The following is a 20,637-nucleotide window of genomic DNA, read 5'->3' on the forward strand; positions in this document are numbered from 1 at the left end:
ATATGCAAGATATGATAGATACCTTACTAAAATACGGCTATATAGTTTTATTTTTCTATTCTTTAGGTGGTGGAATGGTAGGAATTTTAGCCGCTGGAGTTTTAAGCTCTCAAGGAAAAATGGATTTGGCTTTATGTATAAGCATAGCTTTTGTGGCTAATACTTTGGGTTCTACCTTGCTTTTTATACTTGGAAAATACTATAAAAAAGATATTATGCCTTATTTTAAAAATCATCGCCGAAAACTTGCCCTTGCTATGATGAAAACCAAACAACATGGAGTCGTTTTGCTTATAACTCAAAAATTTGTCTATGGCTTAAAAACTTTTATCCCCATAGCTGCAGGCATAGCAAAATATAAATTTATTAATTTTTTCATCATCAATACTTTTGCTAGTTTACTTTGGGCAGTGCTTTTAGGATATAGCGCTTATGCATTTGGTTTTGCCATAGAAGCAATTTTTAATAAGTTAAGCTCTTATCCTTATATTGCACCTTTATTTTTAATCGTATTGGTTGGAATTATTTGGTTTTATTTGACTAAATTTTCTAAAAAATAATGTCTTTTTGGAATTCTTTATATCTAAACCTTAAAGAATTCCGTTATTTATTTTTATTTGGCTTTATTGTTTTTGTTTTTAATATATTTTTAGAATATAATCATTTTTTAAACCTTAAAGAAAAGAAACATTATCTAGTAGAAAATGCCTTGCTTTTACAGTATTATCCAAAACATAATAAAAACAATAAAAAATACTGGGTTTTAAAACTTAAAACAAAGGATTTTATCCTTTATACTACAAGCTTTAAGGATTTAAATTTAAGCAAAAATCAGCTTTTGAATTTAAAAATAATCACAAATAATATTTCCTTTAAGGATTATCTTGGAAAAAGCTTTTATGCTCCTAGCTATGGTTTTGAAGTATTAGGATATCTTAAAAACAATACTCTCATTTCTTATTTTTTAAACCAACATACAAATGAAAAAATACAAGAATTTTACGGAGCTTTATTTTTTGCCCTACCCATCTCCTCAGAACTTAGAAACGATGTTAATCATTATGGTGTTGCTCATTTAATAGCAATCAGTGGTTATCATATAGGTTTACTTTTTACTTTGGTATTTTTTATACTCGCACCCTTGTATAGTTTTTTTCAAAAAAGATATTTTCCCTATAGAAGCTTACGCTTTGATTTAAGCATTTTTATTTTTATCTTGCTTTTTGCTTATGCTTATCTTATAGGCTTTGTGCCTTCTTATGTTCGTTCTTTAATCATGGCTCTTTGGGGTTTTTATCTGCTTTGTAAAAATATCAAAATTCTAAGCTTTTTTACCCTTTTTATAAGTATATATCTTTGTATAGTCCTTTATCCTAGGCTTTTATTGAGTATAGGATTTTTCTTTTCTTGCCTAGGAGTTTTTTATATTTTTTTATATTTGCACCATTTTTCAAAATTATTTAACAATTTCTTAAATATCATCTTAGTGAATATATGGACATTTTTTTGTATGATTACTCCTGTGCTTTATTTCTTTCCTCTTATCAGCTATCAGCAATTCCTAGCCATTATTTTGAGTGGAATTTTTATAGTCTTTTATCCTTTGGTTTTATGTTTGCATTTTATAGCACATGGAAATCTTTTAGATCCTGTATTGATTGACTTTTTTAATCTTAAATTTTATGCTTTAAATATTAAAATACCAACTTGGGCTTTAATATCCTATCTCATACTTTCTTTCATAGCTATGCGTTATAAAATTTTAGCTCTTTTTTGTATTTTTGCGAATTTTATCCCCTTTATCATGATTATGATTTAAAAAATAATAAATTTTAATCCCAAAAAGATAAACAATCCAAGAAATATAAATCCAAATAAAGAAAAAAAGTATAGTAGAAAAAGAACCATAAACACTAGCATAAGTTTTGTTATAAACTATATAATACACAAACAAATTCTTTCCTATATACCAAATAGCTCCCGCCGCAAAAGAAACGAATATCAAGCTTTTAAGAGTTCCTTTTTGAATAGAACTTGAATAAGATATAAAAAATAAACCCCAAATGATCACAAAAGGCAAAATTTCAAAAAAATTAAAACCTATTTTATAATCATCCAAAGCTTTCTGAATCAAACCCGATATATAAAAACTAAGTCCTAAGCCTAGTGGGACAAGGGTTAAAAGCGTCCAGTAAGAACTAATACTTTGCCAAAGTCCTTTTGGCTCACTTTTTGTAATGCGATTGATTACAAAATCATAGCCTGAAAAAAAAGCCAAAGAAGTAAAGGTCATCGCTATAAGACCCACTATACCCAAATTTACACTATTATTTAAAAATGTGTCAAGATAAGCAGCAACTATATCTTGCTGTGCAGGTATTAAAAAAGCAAAAATGATTTGCTTGGCTTTTTCATAATAAGCCTTAAAACTTGAAATTTGCGTAAAAACAGAAAAACACACAAACAAAATTGGTATCAAAGATAAAATAGTATAAAAACTAAGCGCTGCGGCATAATTTAAAATTTCTTTATCTCGCAAATTGGATAAAATAGCAAAAATTCTCTTCAATCTTTTCCTTTTTAAAGCCCCATTTTAAAAGGATTGAGAATATTATTTGGGTCAAAAGCTTTTTTAATATTTCTCATTAAATTCATTTCGGCATCAGAAAAAGCTAATTTCATAAAAGGAGCCTTAGAAAGTCCTATTCCATGCTCTCCACTTAAAGTTCCTCCAAGCTCCACAGTAAGCTTAAATACCTCTTCTACTGCTTCATAGCCTTTTTTTACTTGTTCTTCATCATTTTTATCAGGAACCATAATATTAGTATGCACATTTCCATCACCAGTATGACCAAAACAAGGAATTTTAAAACCATATTTTTTAGAAATTTCATCTATACCTTCAAGTAAAGCAGGAAGTTTTGACCTTGGGACAGTAATATCTTCATTTAATTTTAAAGTCCCATACATAGCTATACTTTGAGAACAATTTCTTCTAGCAAACCAAATATCTGCTGCTTCTTGCTCATCTTTGGCTATTTTAAACTGACTTGCTCCTGCGTCTAAAAAATGCTCTCCTAAAATTTTCAAATCTTCATCAATAGCTTCTTTTACATTGCCATCTACATCAGCAATCAAAATAGCTCCCGCATCCACAGGCAAACCTTTGTTAAATTTACTTTCTACTGCTCTAATGCTAAGATTATCTAAAAATTCCATAGATACAGGATTAACCCCACTTGCAAGACTCTTATAAACTGCATTCATAGCGCTTTTTACACTTGGAAAAATTCCAAAAGCTGTTTTCTTGAATTTAGGCAAGGCAATAAGCTTTAAGGTAAGCTCACTTAAAACCGCTAAAGAACCCTCACTCGCGATTAAAATACCTGCGAGATTATATCCTGCAACATCTTTGATGGTGCGTTTACCCGCACGAATGATTTCCCCATTAGGCAACACAGCCCTTAAAGCCATAACATAATCTTTAGTAATGCCATACTTTGCAGCTCTCATACCTCCAGCATTTTCACTTACATTGCCTCCTAAGCTAGAATACTCCATGCTAGCAGGATCGGGCGGATAAAAAAGTCCATGCTTAGCCACTTCTCTTTGTAAATGTATATTAATCACACCTGGTTGCACTACTGCGACTAAATTTTCAAGATCGATTTCTAGAATTTTATTCATATGTTTTTCAAAGCTTAAAATCAAACCTCCATTAACAGCCAAAGCTCCTCCTGTAAAACCCGAACCCGCCCCACGAGGAATGATAATGATATTATTTTCATTACAAAATTTTAATATTTTAGAAATATCCTCCTCGTTTCTTGGAAACAGCACCCCATCGGGCAAATAATGCTTTTTTGTAGCATCATAACTATAAGCACGCTTATGAATATCATCAAAATAAGCATTTTCACTACCTAGAAGTTTTATAAAATATTGTTCAAATTCTTTTTTCATTGGCTTACCTTAGGAATATTAATTAAAGCATCATAATATCTATAATAATTACCCACTTCTTGGGAATTAAAATCAAAAAAATTACTTTTATAACCACCTATACGAGAATAAAAAGGAACTTGTATACTGCTTGGTTTAGATATGGTTAATTCATAAAGCTCACTAAAATCTTGACAATCAACTATCTTTGCCTTATCCTCTAAAGCAAAAATCAAAATTCCCACAGCATTATCGGCACAAAATTTTCTAAAATCACTACGCTTTGGAGCAAGAGATGAAGAGCGGATGAGTTGTGCTCCTAGCATATCAATATGAGTAAAATAAATTTCTGGAAAGCTAAATACAAGCTCATTATAAGTTTGTTCATCTGGAGCAATCACTAAACCTCTATCATAAAGAAAATTTAAAACCACCTCATCACCCTTTTGTGGTACAACATTTGGCAAAGGCAAGGCATCTTGCTCAAGATCAGCAAAAACACTGAATTTTAATTTTGCCAAACTCTTTTCTTTAGCTATAACACTAGCTCTTGCTATAATGCTTTTTGAAGTTTGAAAACGCTGTATAACAACACCGCTTGAATTTAATTTTATATCAGGACTATCTTCAACATAACCATAAATATCTTCAACCTTTAAAAGTTCCATTTTTACAGGCTTTAAATTTAAATCTATTGCAAAAAGACTCATACTTAAGCTTAAAATAAATGCTAGAAATTTAAGCAAACTAACTCCTTAAAAAATCAATTTAATGTATTATAATCCTTTTTTGTTAAGCAATTGTAAGAATTATAAAGTAAAATATAGCTTTTAAAAATTTAAAAATCCTCGAAAAAATAAGGTCTTTATATGAAAAAACTCTTACTCCTATTTGCATTTGTTATTCAAAGTTTTGCCGCACTTAGCGTTGAAGAACTTACTTGGGATAATGGCGATACTTTGCTTAAATTCTTGCAAAGAAATTCTATCCCTATATCGCTTTATTATGGGCTTGATAGAGAAGATCAAGAACTTGCCTCTGATATAGCTTATAAAGTAAAATATCAAGTTTTAAAAGATGAAAATAATAATATAGAACAAGTTTTAATCCCTATCAGTGATGATTTACAAATTCATATTTATAAAGATAAAAACAATCAATACACCCTTGCCTTTTCTCCTATTTCTTATCAAAAAGAAGATAGAATTTTACATTTAACAATCAAAAGTTCAGCCTATCAAGATGTTTATGAAGAAAGTGGTAGCAGTACTCTAGCTCGTGCTATGGTGCGCTCCTTTCGAGGAAGTGTTAACTTTCGCAATATCCAAAAAGGCGATAAGGTTACTCTTTATTATGAGCAAAAAAGACGCATGGGAAAACTTTGGGGGGATATTGCTATAAAAATGGCTGTAGTAGAAATTAACAAAAATGCACAAGAAGTATTCGCTTTTAATGATATTTTTTACAATCGCGATGGAAAAGAAGTGGAAGCTTTTTTATTAACCAAACCTGTAAATTATACAAGAATATCATCAACTTTTAGTACTGCAAGATATCATCCTATACTCAAACGCTATCGTGCACACCTTGGTATAGACTATGCAGCGCCTACTGGAACACCTGTAAAAAGTGCAGGCAAAGGGACAATCACTTTTGTAGGCACTAAAGGAGGATATGGAAATGTCATACAAGTAAAGCATGATTCAGGCTATATGACTTTATATGCTCATTTAAGTCGTTTTGCAAAAATTAAGAAGGGCCAAAAAGTAAATCAAGGTCAACTCATTGGTTATGTAGGTTCAACAGGCATGAGTACAGGCCCACATTTACATTTTGGTGTTTATCTAAACAATAAAGCCATCAATCCTGCTTCAGTAGTTAAAATCGCTAAATCAGAGCTAAGCGGAAAAGCCAAAGAAGAATTTAAAAGCACTATAGTAAAATATGAAGGAATTATAAACGAAGCCTTAGCTGCTAATAAGCCAAATCCTCCTAAAGAAGAAGATTTTGAAAATTATATAGAATTTTAAGGATTGCTAAGCAAAGCCTTATCTTTAGCTTCTATCAAGGAATTAAGAAGAGCTATAAGCTCTTCTCTTTCTTTGCTTTCTATCTCTTTAAATTCAGCATTAACAAGCTGATTTACTAAAGCTTCATTAAGCAAATCCCCATCCCCAAACTCTCTAGCTTTTTGAATAATTTTTAATACTCTTAAATCTTTTTTTTCATACATCAATCAACCCTTTAGATAAACAACACTCACAAAGCGTTTTAAAGTCTTATCGCGACGATAAGAGTAAAATGTCTTATCATCAAAACTACAAATATTACTGTCGATAATATTTTTAATACCTAAATTTTGAGCCTGAAATTTTACCAAAGCTTTTAAATCAAGTTTTCTTTCATCTAAAAAATCTTTAAATTCTACTCTTGCAAATTCTAAAATTTCTCCATCTATTTCATAGTTTTTAGCACAAATACTAGGCAAGATAAAAAGATGAAATTTCTGCATGTCTAAATTAGGATTTTTTGTATAAATTTTATCCACACACTCTTTTAAAATATTTTCAAAACTCCCTTTTCTTCCTGAATGAAGTGCCGCTATAATGCCACTTTCATGCCATAAAATCAAAGGCAAACAATCAGCACTTAAAACACAAAGTGCGGTATTTTTTTCTATACTTATCAAGCCATCGCAACTTAGATTTTTTAAATTCTCATCATAAATTTCAACTTTATTGGAGTGAATTTGATCCATAAAAACACATTTTTCAATATCCTTAAAACCCAAATGAGAAAATAAATTTTCTTTATGAACTTTGGCTCTAAAGATATTATAGTCTTTATCATAAGCGCAAAAAACACTGACTTTTTGATTCTCTAGTAAAGATAAGCAATTCTCTCCACTTCTTCCCATGATAGTCCCTTATCCTTATCTTGCATTTGTGCATAAATATAACGAGCAAGCAAATCGCTTTCTATATTGATTTCTCGGCCTATTTCATATTCTTTAAAAAGTGTTTCCTTAAAAGTAATAGGTATAATGGTTAATCTAACGCCATTTTCTATAATTTCATTGATCGTAAGGCTAACCCCATCTATACCTATACTGCCTTTTCTTGCCATAAATTTCATCGCTTCTTTAGGCAAAGCTATATAAAAATCAACCCCATTTTCATCTTTTTCAATCTTTTCAAGCCTACCAATAAAATCAATATGTCCTTGCATCAAATGTCCATCTATCCTATCTCCATACCTTAAAGCAGGTTCTATATGCACCTTATCTTTTAAATTTTGTACTGCTATGTGCTTGCGACTCTCGTGTGAAAGTTCGAGTTCAAAACCATCGCTATGAAGTTTAGTCACGCTCAAACAAGCTCCATTAACAGCTACACTATCGCCCAAATTAGGGCGATAATTTGCCTTTAAATTCAAAACATTATTTTGATAAGATTTAACCTTAGCAATCTCTCTTATAAGTCCATTAAACATCACTTAACCTTAAAAAATTTTATTCAATAATTTATTGATACCCTCATCTACTTTTTCTCCTGCTTTTTGAACTCCATCTTGGGCTTTATCACCTACAATATTTTTAATGGAATTTACTACACTACCCGCTTCAAGTTTAACTTGGGGCTTTTGTGTTGTTCCTGTTATATTGCCTTTAAAATTGGCTCTATCTATCTTGATATCAAAAGGCAAATTCAAGCTTCCGCTTTTAGAATTCAGCATACCTGAAGAAACAAGGACATAAGAACGATCCGCTTGCATATTTAAATCAAGCTTGATGTTTTCTTTGTTAATAAGCGCTTTAGCATTGGCAGTATGAAAAACATCAGTAGTGATATCTTTTAAAGTAATAAGCTTAAGAGCTGCAGTGATAGCATTAGGTTTAAGCTTACCCTCTTTCATATCTGCATTAACCTCTCCTTGCTCGCTTATAAGATTATACTTAGCATCTAAATTTGCCTTGCCTTGATATATATCTATAAAATCAAGTCCACTTGCCAAAGTACTTAAATCCACTCCCTCTAACTTTGCATTTAAAATATTATTTTTCAAAGTACTATCAAGTTTTCCTTCAAATAAATTTTTACTCAATGCAGTAAAATTTAAAGTTTTATCAAAACCAATTTTTCCATTAAAACTCGCCTTTCCTTTGAGTTTTCTATCGAGTAAAAAACCTAGCTTTGAAAAATCAGCAATATCTAAAACATAATCCGAATTTAACACCATTTTGTTAATGTCAAATTTTCCTTTAAAATTACTAAGATTAGCCAAAGAAGAATTTAAAACACCCTCAAAATCAGCGATATTATTTTTTAAATCTGCTTTGATATTTAAATCATAATTTGTATTGCTTGGAAATTTTTTATCCATTATCTGACTTAAAACTACAGCATTTAAAATACCTTTAGCTTCTGCATTTATCTTGCCATTAAGATTGTTAAAATTTATATCATCTAAACGCGCACTAGCATTAACTATCCCGCTTGCATAATTTGGCATACCTACAATAGTAAAAACCTTGGAAAGATCAAGCTTGTTTATATCTAAGTCTAATTTTTTTCCATTAGAATTTGCCTTGATTAATCCACCTGCTATATTTGCATTAGCATTTAAATTCTGAATTTGAGCGCCTATAATATGTGCTTTTGCGTTAAGTTCTGCCTTGCCTTGTAACTTTTGTCCTGCTATGGCATTAAATTGAGATAAATCATCAATAAAAGCATTTAAGTCTGTGTTTAATTCTGCATTTTTAAGATTGTAAGTTCCATCAAGTTTTTTAATATTGAGCAAATTAGACGCTAAAAGCGCATTATAAGATATATTGCCATTTTTAGCTTTAGCTTTGGCATCAAGACTAAAATTTGTATTTGGAAGATCGAGCTTGGCTATTTTTTTAATTTCAGCACTATTTAATTTTGCATTATTGATTTTTACATCTGCATTGAAATTTGCAAAATCCAATCCCTCGCTTACAAGATTTGCATTTAAATTTCCAGAAACAATACCACCATAGCCTATAAGAGCTAGTATTTTTTCCAAGCTAGCATTGCTTGCATTAAGATTTAATTGATTGTTTTTTAAATTTGCCTTCACTTCTCCGCCAAGCCCTATAACATTAGCATTTAAACCAGTTAAAGCATTATTAGCCACACTCGCATCACCCTTTACTCCTAAAGATCCATTTAGCTTTGTTTTTGTAAGCTTTTCAAGTTTTGCAAGATTAGGGACTGATAGATCAAAATCCGTATTTAGGGTATTTTGAATAAGATTATAAAGGGTTTTTTGAGTTTGTAAAGTTAAATAACTATTATAAATTTTACTCACTGTATAGACTGTATCATCTTTAATATTTGCTAAAATTTCAGCTTTAAGATTGGAATTTTCAGGTAAATCTATATTGAATTCTTTTTTAATTTCTGCATAATTTATATAAGTATTATCAAGTTTAATGATAGCATTTCCATCAGGTTTTAAATCTTTAGCAGAAATTTTACTTGCTATATCTATAGTTCCTTTGGCTAAATTTCCTCGTCCAAAAAGTGCTAGCAATTCAGAAATTTGAAGATCGTTAGCGCTTAAATTTAAAGCAATAGGAGAATAATTATAAACTCTTGCATCTAAAAGCACATTAGAGCCAAACAAATACCCCTTGCCATCGATCATAAAATCGCTCGATTTACCATTAATCTTTCCCAAAAAAGCCAAATTTTGATTTAAATTTAAACCTAAATTTTTAGCATAATTTTTATCCAAACTGATAATATAATCAAGATCAAAGCCAAGTTTAAATAGACTTAAATTTCCTTCTAGTTTTAAGTCGGCCATATTGGCTAAATTTGCCTCAATATCAAGACTTGAAAAACACAAAACAAACTGAGTAATATTGGCATCAAGACCTGTACTTTGCTTGATTTTATCTTGAATAAAATTTGCGACTATATTATTACCAAGGCTAGTAAAAAGCAAGGTATAAAGTGCGATTAAAAGCACCACAATAAAAGCCGCTACTCCATAAAATATTTTCTTCACTTTAAATCCTTTAGTTTTTTTTATTAATTAACTTTAGTCTAATTAACTAAAGTTTTATAAATATTTTTACTCAAAGTATTGACAAAATTCATTTTTTATAGTATGATATTATCACTCAAAATTAAAGAGTGCTAAAAATCAATATTTTTAAGGATGGACAAAATGAATTTTCAACCTTTAGGAAAGCGTGTTTTAGTAAAACGCGTAGAAGAAACCAAAACAACAGCTTCAGGTATAATTATACCAGATAATGCTAAAGAAAAGCCTTTAATGGGTGAAGTAGTAGCAGTAAGTAAAGAAATCACTGATATTGCAAATGGTGATAAAATCGTATTTGCTAAATATGGCGGAACAGAAATCAAAATTGATAATAGCGAATATTTAGTTTTAAATTTAGATGATATTTTAGGAATTTTAAAATAATTTAAAAAAAAGGATAGACAAATGGCAAAAGAAATTATTTTTTCAGATGAAGCAAGAAACAAACTTTATGAAGGTGTTAAAAAATTAAATGATGCAGTAAAAGTTACTATGGGACCAAGAGGACGCAATGTTTTAATCCAAAAAAGCTTTGGTGCTCCAAGCATTACTAAAGACGGTGTAAGTGTAGCTAAAGAAGTAGAACTTAAAGACAGTCTTGAAAATATGGGTGCTTCACTTGTTAGAGAAGTGGCAAGCAAAACAGCAGATCAAGCAGGTGATGGCACAACAACTGCAACTGTTTTAGCGCATGCTATTTTTAAAGAAGGTTTAAGAAATATCACAGCAGGTGCAAATCCTATCGAAGTAAAACGCGGTATGGATAAGGCTTGCGAAGCTATAGTAGCAGAACTTAAAAAACTTTCTCGCGAAGTAAAAGATAAAAAAGAAATTGCACAAGTTGCTACAATTTCAGCCAACTCTGATGAAAAAATCGGAAATTTAATTGCTGATGCTATGGAAAAAGTAGGCAAAGATGGTGTTATCACTGTTGAAGAGGCAAAATCAATCAATGATGAATTAAATGTAGTTGAAGGTATGCAATTTGACAGAGGTTATTTAAGCCCTTATTTTATAACCAATGCAGAAAAAATGACGGTAGAACTTTCAAATCCTTATATCTTGCTTTTTGATAAAAAAATTGCAAATTTAAAAGATTTGTTACCGGTTTTAGAACAAATTCAAAAAACAGGGAAACCACTTTTAATCATCGCTGAAGATATCGAAGGTGAAGCACTTGCAACTTTAGTTGTAAACAAACTACGCGGCGTATTAAATATCTCTGCTGTAAAAGCTCCAGGTTTTGGAGATAGAAGAAAAGCTATGCTTGAAGATATAGCGATTTTAACAGGTGGTGAAGTGATCTCTGAAGAGCTTGGAAGAACTCTTGAAAGCGCTACAATACAAGATCTTGGACAAGCTTCAAGCGTAATCATCGATAAAGATAACACAACCATCGTAAATGGCGCAGGCGAAAAAGCAAATATTGATGCAAGAGTAAATCAAATCAAGGCTCAAATAGCTGAAACAAGCTCTGATTATGATAGAGAAAAATTACAAGAAAGACTTGCTAAATTAAGCGGTGGTGTTGCAGTTATCAAAGTAGGTGCGGCAACTGAAACTGAAATGAAAGAGAAAAAAGATCGCGTTGATGATGCTTTAAGTGCAACTAAAGCAGCAGTTGAAGAAGGTATAGTAATAGGCGGTGGCGCAGCTTTAATCAAAGCTAAAGCTAAAATCAATCTTGATTTAAAAGGTGATGAAGCTATCGGCGCGGCTATAGTTGAAAGAGCTTTAAGAGCACCTTTAAGACAAATCGCTGAAAATGCAGGATTTGATGCAGGTGTAGTTGTAAACAGCGTTGAAAATGCTAAGGATGAAAATACAGGTTTTGATGCTGCAAAAGGCGAATATGTAAATATGCTTGAAAGTGGAATTATCGATCCAGTTAAAGTAGAAAGAGTAGCTTTACTTAATGCAGTTTCTGTAGCTAGTATGCTTTTAACCACAGAAGCAACAATCAGCGAGATCAAAGAAGATAAACCTGCAATGCCTGATATGAGTGGCATGGGCGGAATGGGTGGCATGGGCGGAATGATGTAAGCCCTACTACGAATAATCAGCAAATTCCTTGCTGATTATTTCTTTTTAAACTGCCAAATTTTATAAGATACAAAAAATAAAATCAAAAAAACAAGAAAATTAAAATACGCATTAAAAATCTGCCAAGATACGATAAAAGACAATACCATAATCACGCCATAAAAATTTGCAAAGCGAGTCATTTGCCTAAAAGTCTTCGCATTTATCAAAATATACTCTAAAAATAAAAGTGAAATTAAGATACAAAGATTGCTTAAATCATTGTGTGTCAATGACATCCCCCAAAAGGTGGTCTTCCTATGTATGTTTGCTCTCCAACACCTGGTGCATTAGCATACGAAATGCCATAACCCATACCAAGCCTTATTAAAGCAGCAATAGGCACAGCCCTATCTTCTCTTTGTTCTTCGGCATATTTACAAACAGCTTGCATAGCTGTATAAGACAAACATAAAGCTATGAGATAAATCAAACTTTTTTCATGGTTCATTTCTCTCCTTTGTAATTTGTGAAATTCTACTTTATATTTAATAAATTTAATATTAATTATCAAAAATTTATTTTATTTTATAAGATTAAATATCTATAATAAAGCTTTTTTAATAAACTTATTTTTATAGAAAAATAAATTTTTATTGATAATAACTATTATAAAATGAGAAAATGTTTATAGAGAGTTTCAAGCAAGTGGATGCAAAAATTTTATTGTCCTTTTTCAAATCTTCTTTGCACTCCAGCTTAACTCAAAAACACTCCCTTGATTTTCTACAGATTCGCAAATGATTTTAATATCATTATCATCGCAAATCTTTTTCACCAAAGAAAGCCCTATGCCAAAACCTCCTTGATCGGTATTAAATCTCGCATATCTATCAAAAATATGCTTAAGATTTGATTTTGAAATTCCACAACCTGTGTCTGCGATACTTAAAAAACCTGTTTTTAACTCTATCGAAATTTCCCCACCTTTTTTGTTGTATTTGATTGCATTACTTAAAAGATTATCTATGAGTTTAGAAATTTGGTTTTTAGAAGCGAAAATACTTGCTTGATGTAAATTAAGCTTTAGACTGATTTTCTTTTGCTCAAAAAATATTTTAAAATATTCTAGCCTTTCTTCAATCAATGCTTTTAGGTCAAATTCTTGTTTGTTAAGCTCTAAGGTATTGGGAAAATTATAAAAAACAAGATCTGAATACACTTGAGATAAACTTTTTGCAGCTAATTTTATCCTTGTGAATTTGGTATTATGCTCTAGTTTTTGATTTTCAAGTTGTTCTATACTCATCAAAATCACACTTAAAGGGGTGTTAAGCTCATGGGTTGAATCTTTGATAAACCGATTAAGAGTGATAATCTTATCCTCTAGTGGCTTTAGGGCAATTTTTACTAAAATATAAGCTATCAAACCCAATATGCAAAAAGCCATAATAGCAAAAGAAAAAACCTTTATTCTAATCCAAATAAGATCCTTTTTAACATCCTCACCTTGAATTAAAATTTTCAATCTACTTTCAGTATTTGCATTATCTTCATTTGTATGTTTTAAAAAATAATTATCTGTATTCATACGATCAAGAAAAAATACTTTTCCATCGTAAATTCCCCTGCCCTTAAGTTCAACCTTTGCTTTTCTAAAATCAAAATCCAAATTATCAAAAATAGCTTGTTTTTTATCAAAAATAGCAAATTTAAGTCCAGTACTTTGAGCAATATTGCTAGCACTTTCATTCATAGGAACAAAACGAGAATTTAGGATATTTATAATGATATTTCTATGATTTTCTCTTAAAGAAGTACCTTTTACAACCACTAATTCTTCATATAATTTTTGATACCATAAGGTAAAAAAGATTGCTAAAAAAATACCCGTAGTAGTTAAATAAATCAATAAAATTTGCCTAATGACTTTTTTAGCCATAGCAATATCCTCTACCCCTTTGATTGATAATTTTTTCTTTTCCTAATATTTTGCGTAAATTTTTAATATACGCTCTTAAACTAAGCTCGCTAGGTTCTTCATCATACTCCCAAAGCTCTTCAAAGATTCTTTCTGTACTTAAAAAATTATTTTTATTTTTTAAAAGCAAAGATAATAGCTTGATCTCTTTACTGGGTAGAGTTAAAGCCTTATCAAAATGATAAAGAATTTGTGAGGTAAAGCTGAATTTAAACCCATTCCCCAAATCTTCATAATCTTCATTTTTATGAGAAAAAGCTCTCTTTAACAAAGCTTGAATACGAATTGAAAGTTCTGCAAGCTCAAAAGGCTTGCGTATATAATCATCACAACCTGCATTATAACCCTCTTTCAAATCTTCTGTCGTATTTAAAGAAGTCATAAAAATAGCTGGAGTTTGTTTTCCACAAGCTCTTAATTCTTTTAATAAAGAAAATCCATCACCCAAAGGAACCTTAACATCTAGTATCCACAAATCAAAATGTTTTTCATAAGCAAGTTCTAAAGCTTCTTTAGCATTGGTGCATAAATAAACTTCATAACCCTCATCGATTAAAAATTCTTCTATAATCTCACTTAAACTTAAATCATCTTCTAAAAGCAGAATTCTAGCTGCCACAAGACACCTTTCTTTGATATTTCTTGAAATTGTATCAAAAAATATTGAAAAAATGGTTTAATACAAATTAATTTATATTTAACTTATTTTTATGTTATAATCTTTAATGCAAATAAATTTTTCAAGGAGTCAAAATGCTTCCAAAATGGGATAGCAGTTTTAGTGTGCACAATGCCAAAATTGATGATCAGCATAAAAAACTTTTTGAGCTTGCAGCAAAGGTTGAAATTGTTTCTGATAGATCGGTAAGCAAAAATGAAGTAAAAGAGCTTTTGGCTGAATTTTTCAATTACATGAAAGATCATTTTAATGATGAAGAAAAATATATGCAACTCATTGCTTATCCAGCATTTGAAGAACATAAAAAAATTCATAAAGAAATCATACAAACTATGATTAATCTTATTAAAGATATCAAATCTACAAATGATCTTAAGGAAAAACTTTACATCATAGCGAAAAAATGGCTTTTAGAGCACATACTCTATGAAGACATGAAGGTAGAAAAATGGAGAAGCTCTTCTTTAGCAACAGATGAAGGTAAAGATGTCAGCTTTGAAGCAGCAGATGATAGTGATGATGACAAGCCGCAATTTTATCTTTATAAATGCAATTGCCCAGGTAAAGTACATGATGTCCCTTATGGTATCCATCAAAAAATTGAATTACAAGGGCACAAATTCACTTGCAAAATCTGTAAGCAAGCAATTACATTTTTTCAAAAACATTCCTAGAAAGGTTAAGTTAATGAAACAAGAAACTAGAAATTATTCCCTTAGAATGCCTTTAGAACTTAAAGAACGCTTAGATAATTTGAGTAAAAATCTTTCCAAGCCTAAATCAAGTATAGTTAGAGAAGCCTTAGAAGCCTATCTTAACGAAATTGAAGATTTTTCTTTTGCAGTCAATGCCTTAGAAGAATTAAAAGACGGAGATTATTCAAAAGCAAGTAAAAAGATAGATAAGGTTGTGGAAAATCTTCAAAAGGAATCAGATGATTTAGGTGATTTTGATTTTGCTATCGAAGCCTTAGAAGAACTAAAGGACGGAGATTATTCAAAAGCAAGTAAAAAGATAGATAAAATCGTTAAAAACCTCAAAAAACCTGAATAAAAACTTTTATAGAAACTTTATCACAATGCGATAAAGTTTCTTGGCTGTAAAATTGATTTAAAAGCCTTAAAAATAAAATCCCATACTTGTATAGAGTCTATCTCTTCTTTTTCCATCTGCTTCGTATTTATAAGCTGCCTTTGCTAAATCTAGTTTAATATAAAATCCATTGGGTTTAATATAAAGCAATTCCAACCCCACTGCATCCACAAAAATATCATTTTTTCCTTCTCTACCCGCCATATTGATATCATTATCTAAATAATCTTCATTCCATCCATGGGCAAATTCATAAAAAAGGGGTAATGTAAAAATTAGGATTAAATATATTAAATCTTAGTCCAATTGTTGTTAAAATCATACTATCTGCCTCTCCAAATCCATTAGGATAAGCTCTAACGCCGTAAGCTCCTCCCAAAGTCGCAGTCTCACTAGAATCTAGCTGATAATCTCCGATAGTTTTTTGATAGCTAATATTAAGAATGTGTGAAATTTTATTATTAAAATAATAAGCATTATTCGAAGCTGCATTAAATTTCCAAAATTCTCCCATGACAGGACTATTTTCTAAAAATACACTTTTTGGCTTTATATCCCCATAAGTAAGTTGCGTGTTATAGCTAAGAATGTTATTAGGAATTAAACCTATAGTTCCTTCAGTTCCTAAATAAAAGGCATTGCTTTCTTTGTTAAAATCAATTCCAAAGCTTCCATAAATATCTTCAAGCTTTCTATAAACATAACCTCCAGTAAGATATAGAGAATTAGTTGTGTTGATAAAGAGTGGATAAGATAAATCCACCCCTAAATCTAAAGAACTTCCATAAGCACCTAAACTTTCGTATTCTTCTCCTAATTCATAATTGCTTTTATTCACTCTAGGAGAAACTTTGAGATTTCCTAAGAAAAAATTATAAGTAAATCCATAACTTTTTTGCATTTCATCAGAAAGTTGTGCAAAGTAATTAAGAGAATCTCCATATCCTAAGAGATTATTTAAAGCGCCACTCACACCAGCTCTATAAACACCAGAGCCCTTGCTTCCATAATTATCAAAGAAAAGCATCGCATTTGCTTTTTTGGAATCTTCTATTGTAATAATCACATCTGTAGTTTCGTACTCACTCTCAGCAACTAAACTTCCGCTTGCTTTAATTCCTGACATTTCATTGATTTTATAAATCGCATCTTCCAATGCTTTAGTTCTTAAAATTTTTCCTTGGAGTGATTCTTTTAGCTTAGAGCTAATAGCACTCTCTTTTAGATGCTTAGAATAATTTTTAACTTGATATTCTCCAAGTTTTCCTAGCATAATATTAATTTGGATTGAATCTGTGATCTCTTGTTGAGGAATATAGGCAGTTGCCGATGGATAACCATGGTATTGAAAATAATAAGAAACGATATTGACAATTTCTTGCAAGGTTTCTACATTTAAATCCGATCTTTTTAGAGCAATAATAGATTCTCTAAGCCATACTTCATTGATTCCAAGATCTTCTAAAGTGAGTGTTTTTCCATCCTCTTTAGTATCCACAAAGAATTTATATTTAAAGCGAAATTCTTCAGAGCTTGGTGCTACTAATCCCTCTTTATCTAAGACTTTCTTAGTATCCTCTTGTAAAGAATCTTGTTTATCCATTTTAATATCTAAAGGGGATTGTTTACTTTTTAGAGTATTTTGAATGTTTTCGTTTTGAGGGACATTTTTATAAGGGGAAATCTCTATCATTTGCTCTAAAGCTTCTGCATTTTCTTTGTTTTGTTGCGAAAGTGCTCTTGTTAAAAGACAAGAAGCTAGAATGATACTCTTTAAAAAAGGTTTTTCCATAAATTTCCTTGCTTTGTATTTTTTATTTTGCTTTAGGCAATTGGGCGATATAAGCACTCACTGCTTCAATATCGGAAGTGGTAAATTTCCAATTTTTCATATTAGCATACATGATAACTTTTGCTCCCCCATTATCTGCTTTCCCTGCAGCATAGCCTTGAAGCTGTTTTATGAGATAGGCTTTATTTAATCCTCCGATTTTGATATTACCCTTGCTTCCAGGAGCTATTTTATCTCCATTTGCGCCATGACAAGCAATACATTTTTATAAAGATTCTCTCCCTTTTTGATTAGGATATCATTCGCTATGCATACTCCTACACACAATTTTAAACCCACTAATATTTTTTTCATTTTTTGTCCTTCTTTTAAAATTTTCTTTGTTAAGTTATTGATTTTTAATCACTTTGGATTTCTCCATAAATCACTTTTCCTTTATTATCTAAAGATAAAGTTAAAGGAACAACCCTTAGGTTTTCTTGTTGGAGCTGGGGAATCTTTTTATAATTAAGTGTTTTTGGATTTTTAGAAATCCTCCCTAAGAGTTGATTTAATTGGCTTTTATTCATAGCATTGCCATTAATACCACTAAAACCATTTTGACTTGAAATTAATGCAATTTTACTTCCTTTTTCAGGAGCTTTTTCTCCCTTTTTTAAAAGTAGAGTGATTTAGGATTCTTCAGAGAGATTAATAGGAGTCTCTAAACTTTCAATAAAAGGTTTATCTTGATTATTAGAATGATAAATTAAACTATAATGTTCAAAGTTATTAACTACTCTAGCCCTCAGAGCTTGCTCTAAAATCAAATGGTTATCTTTTGTAAGCTGCGCCAAAGAAGGTGCAGGCAGTGTGTTATCATCGGCTTTATTATTTGTATAGTTTGGAATTCTAATCACACTCCCACTTAGCACATTTAAAAGCGATCACTCATGGATAGAAACATCTCCACCAATATAGAGTGTATTGCCATAAGAGAGTGCTAGATTGCTATTGGCATCAGGAATTGCACTTGCTGCAATATAGATAAAATCTTTTTCTTTATCATAAGCTCCAATTTCTAAATCTTGAATACTTAAAAGATTGTGATGTACTCTCTTGCCAACTCCACCTATTAAAATCAATTCCGAACCTTCAGAAATTCTATCAGTATTAAAGCCTACATTATTAAAAATAACTTGATTATTTTTAGATTCTTCCACCTCACGAATACCATAAATATTAAGCATAGAAGTCGCCCAATAATTGCTTGCTTTAAAGAGATTATTCTTTGCAAGATTGGCTGCTCTAATATACACACTGCTTTCTCTATTAACTCCCTCTCCAGAAGCTTGTGCTTCTACATTGTGATAGAAGACTTGATTGTTTTCTACATTCATAGCCTCTACTCCAGAGCGAATATCCTTTCTTCCAAAGACATTATTTAAGCTAATCTTATTGTGTTTTGCATACTCTGGATAATGGATAGATCCTTCAAAGTTTTCTTGTGTGGTTGCATAAATAAAAAGTGGTAGAGAAGCTTGAGAATCTTTAAAATCAATCACATTAAAATTAGCCTCTCCTGCTAAAGTTCTTCCTGTAATGATATTGATCCTATCACTAGGATTTTGTGTGCCATTGATTACTGTGAGGTTATTTCTAATCTTAATGGTATTATTGCTTGCATCCTTGCTTGCAAAAGCACCATAAAACCCAAAACCGCTGTGTCTTAAATAAGAATTACTCACTTGTAAAGGGGACTTTAACTCGATATCTAAGGTATTAAAATTAGCCTCTCCATCAAGTGTGTATCCACTAAAGAAATCATAAATCCCTTGTACTTTCACTTTTTTACTTATTCTTTTTAGCGCAGGAACATCTTTTAAGACAATGGAGTTTGCATTTGCATCCCCTTTATTTGTCTTTCCTCCAAAGAAATTTGCTAAAAAATAGCGTTATAAAAAATGGGAGTTTTTCCATCCGCTCTTAAATTTAAAAGAAAATTATCTATAACAAGGGTGTTTTTGGTTGCATCATAAGCTTTTTTACCATTCCCATCAACAAAAGCTCCCGCGATATGAACAGGAGCAAAAGAAGAATACAAACCGCTTGGAGCATGGATGTTGAATTCCACCCCATTAAGATTAAGTTTATTTTTTTCAACCTTTCCATTATAGGCTAATCCTCCAACAAGATGGGTTATCCTTTCATCAAGAATAAATTCCCCTACCATATCTCTATAAAAAGAGGCAGTGTGAATATCTACTTTAGAGCCTTTTTGGGCAAGCAAAGAATTTCCTATCGCATCACCAAAGATAGCAAGCCCTCCTACAGCATAAGGAGCTCCGTTTAATTTAAGATTATAAATATTTTCTACTCCCATATTTATATAACTTCCATCAAGAAGTTCTAAGGTATTATTTTTCGCATTTCCTTCTCTAGCAAGCCCACCACTAATAACATAATTTATTTTATCTTTCTCTTCTTTTTTTGGAGGATTTTTTGTTTTTATGTTGCTTGGCTCTAGAAAAACCGCAGAGCTTAATTCTGCCTCTTTAATAAGAAGTTTATTGTTGATAGAATCTCCCTTTAGAGAACTCCCGGCCACTAAAAAAGGAAGGATTTTTATAGGATGCAAGTTTTTATCCATAGGGTTAGCAGCATGCATACTTTGCACTTCCAAGATTTCTTCTGAGGAATGATTAAGAGTTAAAATTTCAAGCTTAGCGCCTTATAAAGACTGCTTAGGGTTAAAAACTTCTAAAGTGATGTCGCTTACAAGTCCTTGTTTAAATACACCATAATAATTAGTGTCATTGATTTGCTTAAAGGTTTTGTCATCAAAATCCCAAACTTCCTCATTAGAAAAACTATGCCTTGGAGTTTGAAATCTTTTATCGCCTATAGATATAGCTTGACTTGCTGCATACGATACGCTATTAAATATCAAAGCTACGCTCGCAAAAGATAAAAATATTCTATTTTTTAGAAAAAATTTCACCTGCATTATTTTCCCCCTCAACTTAATAAATTGAAATTATATTTGATTAAAATCTTGTTTATCTCACA

General features: G+C 31.0%; 24 protein-coding genes and 2 pseudogenes. 7 read left to right on the forward strand and 19 right to left on the reverse strand.

Annotated features, from left to right (window positions below; all coding sequences use genetic code 11):
• Nucleotides 1-2 precede the first annotated feature (2 nt).
• Together KAR67_RS03470 and KAR67_RS03475 are read left to right on the forward strand one after the other, a co-directional pair.
• A complete protein-coding gene (locus KAR67_RS03470; RefSeq protein WP_002788123.1) occupies nucleotides 3-560 on the forward strand; it encodes a DedA family protein in 558 nt (185 codons plus the stop codon).
• Nucleotides 560-1,819, forward strand: a complete 1,260-nt coding sequence (locus KAR67_RS03475) for a ComEC/Rec2 family competence protein (protein ID WP_002777385.1) — start codon at nucleotides 560-562, stop codon at nucleotides 1,817-1,819. Before KAR67_RS03470 ends, KAR67_RS03475 begins: the two co-directional genes overlap by 1 nt.
• Here KAR67_RS03475 and KAR67_RS03480 read toward each other — a convergent pair.
• From KAR67_RS03480 to KAR67_RS03490, 3 genes are read right to left on the reverse strand one after another with little or no spacing between them, the layout of a single operon-like run.
• Nucleotides 1,763-2,569: a YihY/virulence factor BrkB family protein gene (locus KAR67_RS03480; RefSeq protein WP_002788121.1), complete on the reverse strand. Its 807-nt coding sequence runs from the start codon at nucleotides 2,567-2,569 to the stop codon at nucleotides 1,763-1,765. The genes KAR67_RS03475 and KAR67_RS03480 overlap by 57 nt on opposite strands.
• 11 nt (nucleotides 2,570-2,580) lie before the next feature.
• Nucleotides 2,581-3,963: an FAD-linked oxidase C-terminal domain-containing protein gene (locus KAR67_RS03485; RefSeq protein ID WP_002792246.1), complete on the reverse strand. Its 1,383-nt coding sequence runs from the start codon at nucleotides 3,961-3,963 to the stop codon at nucleotides 2,581-2,583.
• Entirely contained in the window at nucleotides 3,960-4,652 is a 693-nt protein-coding gene (locus KAR67_RS03490) for a plasminogen-binding N-terminal domain-containing protein (RefSeq protein ID WP_050553854.1), read from the reverse strand. Before KAR67_RS03490 ends, KAR67_RS03485 begins: the two co-directional genes overlap by 4 nt.
• A 159-nt stretch (nucleotides 4,653-4,811) precedes the next feature.
• Here KAR67_RS03490 and KAR67_RS03495 point away from each other — a divergent pair, with 159 nt between their 5' ends.
• The gene (locus KAR67_RS03495) at nucleotides 4,812-5,972 is read left to right on the forward strand and encodes a M23 family metallopeptidase (protein WP_002777393.1); all 1,161 of its coding nucleotides are present in this window, start codon (nucleotides 4,812-4,814) and stop codon (nucleotides 5,970-5,972) included.
• Here KAR67_RS03495 and KAR67_RS03500 read toward each other — a convergent pair.
• The 4 genes from KAR67_RS03500 to KAR67_RS03515 are packed head-to-tail and all read right to left on the reverse strand — an operon-like array spanning nucleotide 5,969 to nucleotide 9,984.
• On the reverse strand, nucleotides 5,969-6,175 hold the full coding sequence (locus KAR67_RS03500) for a hypothetical protein (RefSeq protein ID WP_002777395.1): 207 nt from the start codon (nucleotides 6,173-6,175) through the stop codon (nucleotides 5,969-5,971). The two genes, KAR67_RS03495 and KAR67_RS03500, sit on opposite strands and share 4 nt — an antisense overlap.
• A gap of 3 nt (nucleotides 6,176-6,178) precedes the next feature.
• Entirely contained in the window at nucleotides 6,179-6,859 is a 681-nt protein-coding gene (locus tag KAR67_RS03505; RefSeq protein WP_002781246.1) for a laccase domain-containing protein, read from the reverse strand.
• Entirely contained in the window at nucleotides 6,823-7,434 is a 612-nt protein-coding gene (gene ribE / locus KAR67_RS03510) for a riboflavin synthase (protein WP_002777399.1), read from the reverse strand. Before ribE ends, KAR67_RS03505 begins: the two co-directional genes overlap by 37 nt.
• Before the next feature lie 9 nt (nucleotides 7,435-7,443).
• Nucleotides 7,444-9,984 carry a hypothetical protein gene (locus KAR67_RS03515; RefSeq protein ID WP_002786496.1) on the reverse strand — a complete coding sequence of 847 codons (2,541 nt, stop codon included), beginning with the start codon at nucleotides 9,982-9,984 and terminating at the stop codon, nucleotides 7,444-7,446.
• Nucleotides 9,985-10,146: 162 nt separating this feature from the next.
• Here KAR67_RS03515 and groES point away from each other — a divergent pair, with 162 nt between their 5' ends.
• Both groES and groL read left to right on the forward strand, forming a co-directional pair.
• A complete protein-coding gene (groES, locus tag KAR67_RS03520) occupies nucleotides 10,147-10,407 on the forward strand; it encodes a co-chaperone GroES (RefSeq protein WP_002777403.1) in 261 nt (86 codons plus the stop codon).
• A gap of 21 nt (nucleotides 10,408-10,428) precedes the next feature.
• Nucleotides 10,429-12,066: a chaperonin GroEL gene (gene groL, locus KAR67_RS03525; protein ID WP_002777408.1), complete on the forward strand. Its 1,638-nt coding sequence runs from the start codon at nucleotides 10,429-10,431 to the stop codon at nucleotides 12,064-12,066.
• Between the two features lie 35 nt (nucleotides 12,067-12,101).
• On the opposite strand, the gene KAR67_RS03530 is transcribed toward groL, so the two are convergent.
• From KAR67_RS03530 to KAR67_RS03545, 4 genes are all read right to left on the reverse strand, one after another.
• The gene (locus KAR67_RS03530) at nucleotides 12,102-12,344 is read right to left on the reverse strand and encodes a hypothetical protein (RefSeq protein WP_002777410.1); all 243 of its coding nucleotides are present in this window, start codon (nucleotides 12,342-12,344) and stop codon (nucleotides 12,102-12,104) included.
• A complete protein-coding gene (locus tag KAR67_RS03535; RefSeq protein ID WP_002781237.1) occupies nucleotides 12,335-12,556 on the reverse strand; it encodes a hypothetical protein in 222 nt (73 codons plus the stop codon). Before KAR67_RS03535 ends, KAR67_RS03530 begins: the two co-directional genes overlap by 10 nt.
• A gap of 225 nt (nucleotides 12,557-12,781) precedes the next feature.
• A complete protein-coding gene (locus tag KAR67_RS03540; protein WP_131235446.1) occupies nucleotides 12,782-13,987 on the reverse strand; it encodes a HAMP domain-containing sensor histidine kinase in 1,206 nt (401 codons plus the stop codon).
• Nucleotides 13,980-14,645 (reverse strand): response regulator transcription factor, encoded by a 666-nt coding sequence (locus KAR67_RS03545; protein WP_002777414.1) that lies wholly within the window; start codon nucleotides 14,643-14,645, stop codon nucleotides 13,980-13,982. The genes KAR67_RS03540 and KAR67_RS03545 overlap by 8 nt, the downstream gene beginning before the upstream one ends.
• 134 nt (nucleotides 14,646-14,779) lie before the next feature.
• Here KAR67_RS03545 and KAR67_RS03550 point away from each other — a divergent pair, with 134 nt between their 5' ends.
• Together KAR67_RS03550 and KAR67_RS03555 are read left to right on the forward strand one after the other, a co-directional pair.
• On the forward strand, nucleotides 14,780-15,379 hold the full coding sequence (locus KAR67_RS03550) for a bacteriohemerythrin (protein WP_002777416.1): 600 nt from the start codon (nucleotides 14,780-14,782) through the stop codon (nucleotides 15,377-15,379).
• Nucleotides 15,380-15,392: 13 nt separating this feature from the next.
• Nucleotides 15,393-15,632 (forward strand): annotated as a pseudogene (locus tag KAR67_RS03555) (ribbon-helix-helix domain-containing protein); the annotation flags it as partial.
• Between the two features lie 192 nt (nucleotides 15,633-15,824).
• Here KAR67_RS03555 and KAR67_RS03560 read toward each other — a convergent pair.
• From KAR67_RS03560 to KAR67_RS09625, 8 genes and pseudogenes are all read right to left on the reverse strand, one after another.
• Entirely contained in the window at nucleotides 15,825-16,001 is a 177-nt protein-coding gene (locus tag KAR67_RS03560; RefSeq protein ID WP_002784445.1) for a hypothetical protein, read from the reverse strand.
• Between the two features lie 46 nt (nucleotides 16,002-16,047).
• Nucleotides 16,048-17,589, reverse strand: a complete 1,542-nt coding sequence (locus tag KAR67_RS03565) for a ShlB/FhaC/HecB family hemolysin secretion/activation protein (RefSeq protein WP_131235445.1) — start codon at nucleotides 17,587-17,589, stop codon at nucleotides 16,048-16,050.
• A gap of 22 nt (nucleotides 17,590-17,611) precedes the next feature.
• Nucleotides 17,612-17,943, reverse strand: a pseudogene (locus KAR67_RS03570) (c-type cytochrome).
• A gap of 44 nt (nucleotides 17,944-17,987) precedes the next feature.
• The gene (locus KAR67_RS03575) at nucleotides 17,988-18,158 is read right to left on the reverse strand and encodes a hypothetical protein (protein ID WP_002784451.1); all 171 of its coding nucleotides are present in this window, start codon (nucleotides 18,156-18,158) and stop codon (nucleotides 17,988-17,990) included.
• Nucleotides 18,159-18,260: 102 nt separating this feature from the next.
• Nucleotides 18,261-18,503 carry a hypothetical protein gene (locus tag KAR67_RS09610; RefSeq protein ID WP_223206871.1) on the reverse strand — a complete coding sequence of 81 codons (243 nt, stop codon included), beginning with the start codon at nucleotides 18,501-18,503 and terminating at the stop codon, nucleotides 18,261-18,263.
• A gap of 12 nt (nucleotides 18,504-18,515) precedes the next feature.
• Nucleotides 18,516-19,415, reverse strand: coding sequence for a hypothetical protein (locus KAR67_RS09615; protein ID WP_002777433.1), 900 nt, complete (start codon nucleotides 19,413-19,415; stop codon nucleotides 18,516-18,518).
• Nucleotides 19,416-19,510: 95 nt separating this feature from the next.
• A complete protein-coding gene (locus tag KAR67_RS09620) occupies nucleotides 19,511-20,236 on the reverse strand; it encodes a hypothetical protein (protein WP_223207256.1) in 726 nt (241 codons plus the stop codon).
• Nucleotides 20,237-20,299: 63 nt separating this feature from the next.
• Nucleotides 20,300-20,575 (reverse strand): hypothetical protein, encoded by a 276-nt coding sequence (locus KAR67_RS09625; protein ID WP_002811315.1) that lies wholly within the window; start codon nucleotides 20,573-20,575, stop codon nucleotides 20,300-20,302.
• Nucleotides 20,576-20,637: the final 62 nt, after the last annotated feature.

The sequence above is a fragment of the Campylobacter sp. JH32 genome, from assembly GCF_017846535.1.
GTDB classification, from domain to species: Bacteria; Campylobacterota; Campylobacteria; order Campylobacterales; family Campylobacteraceae; genus Campylobacter_D; species Campylobacter_D coli.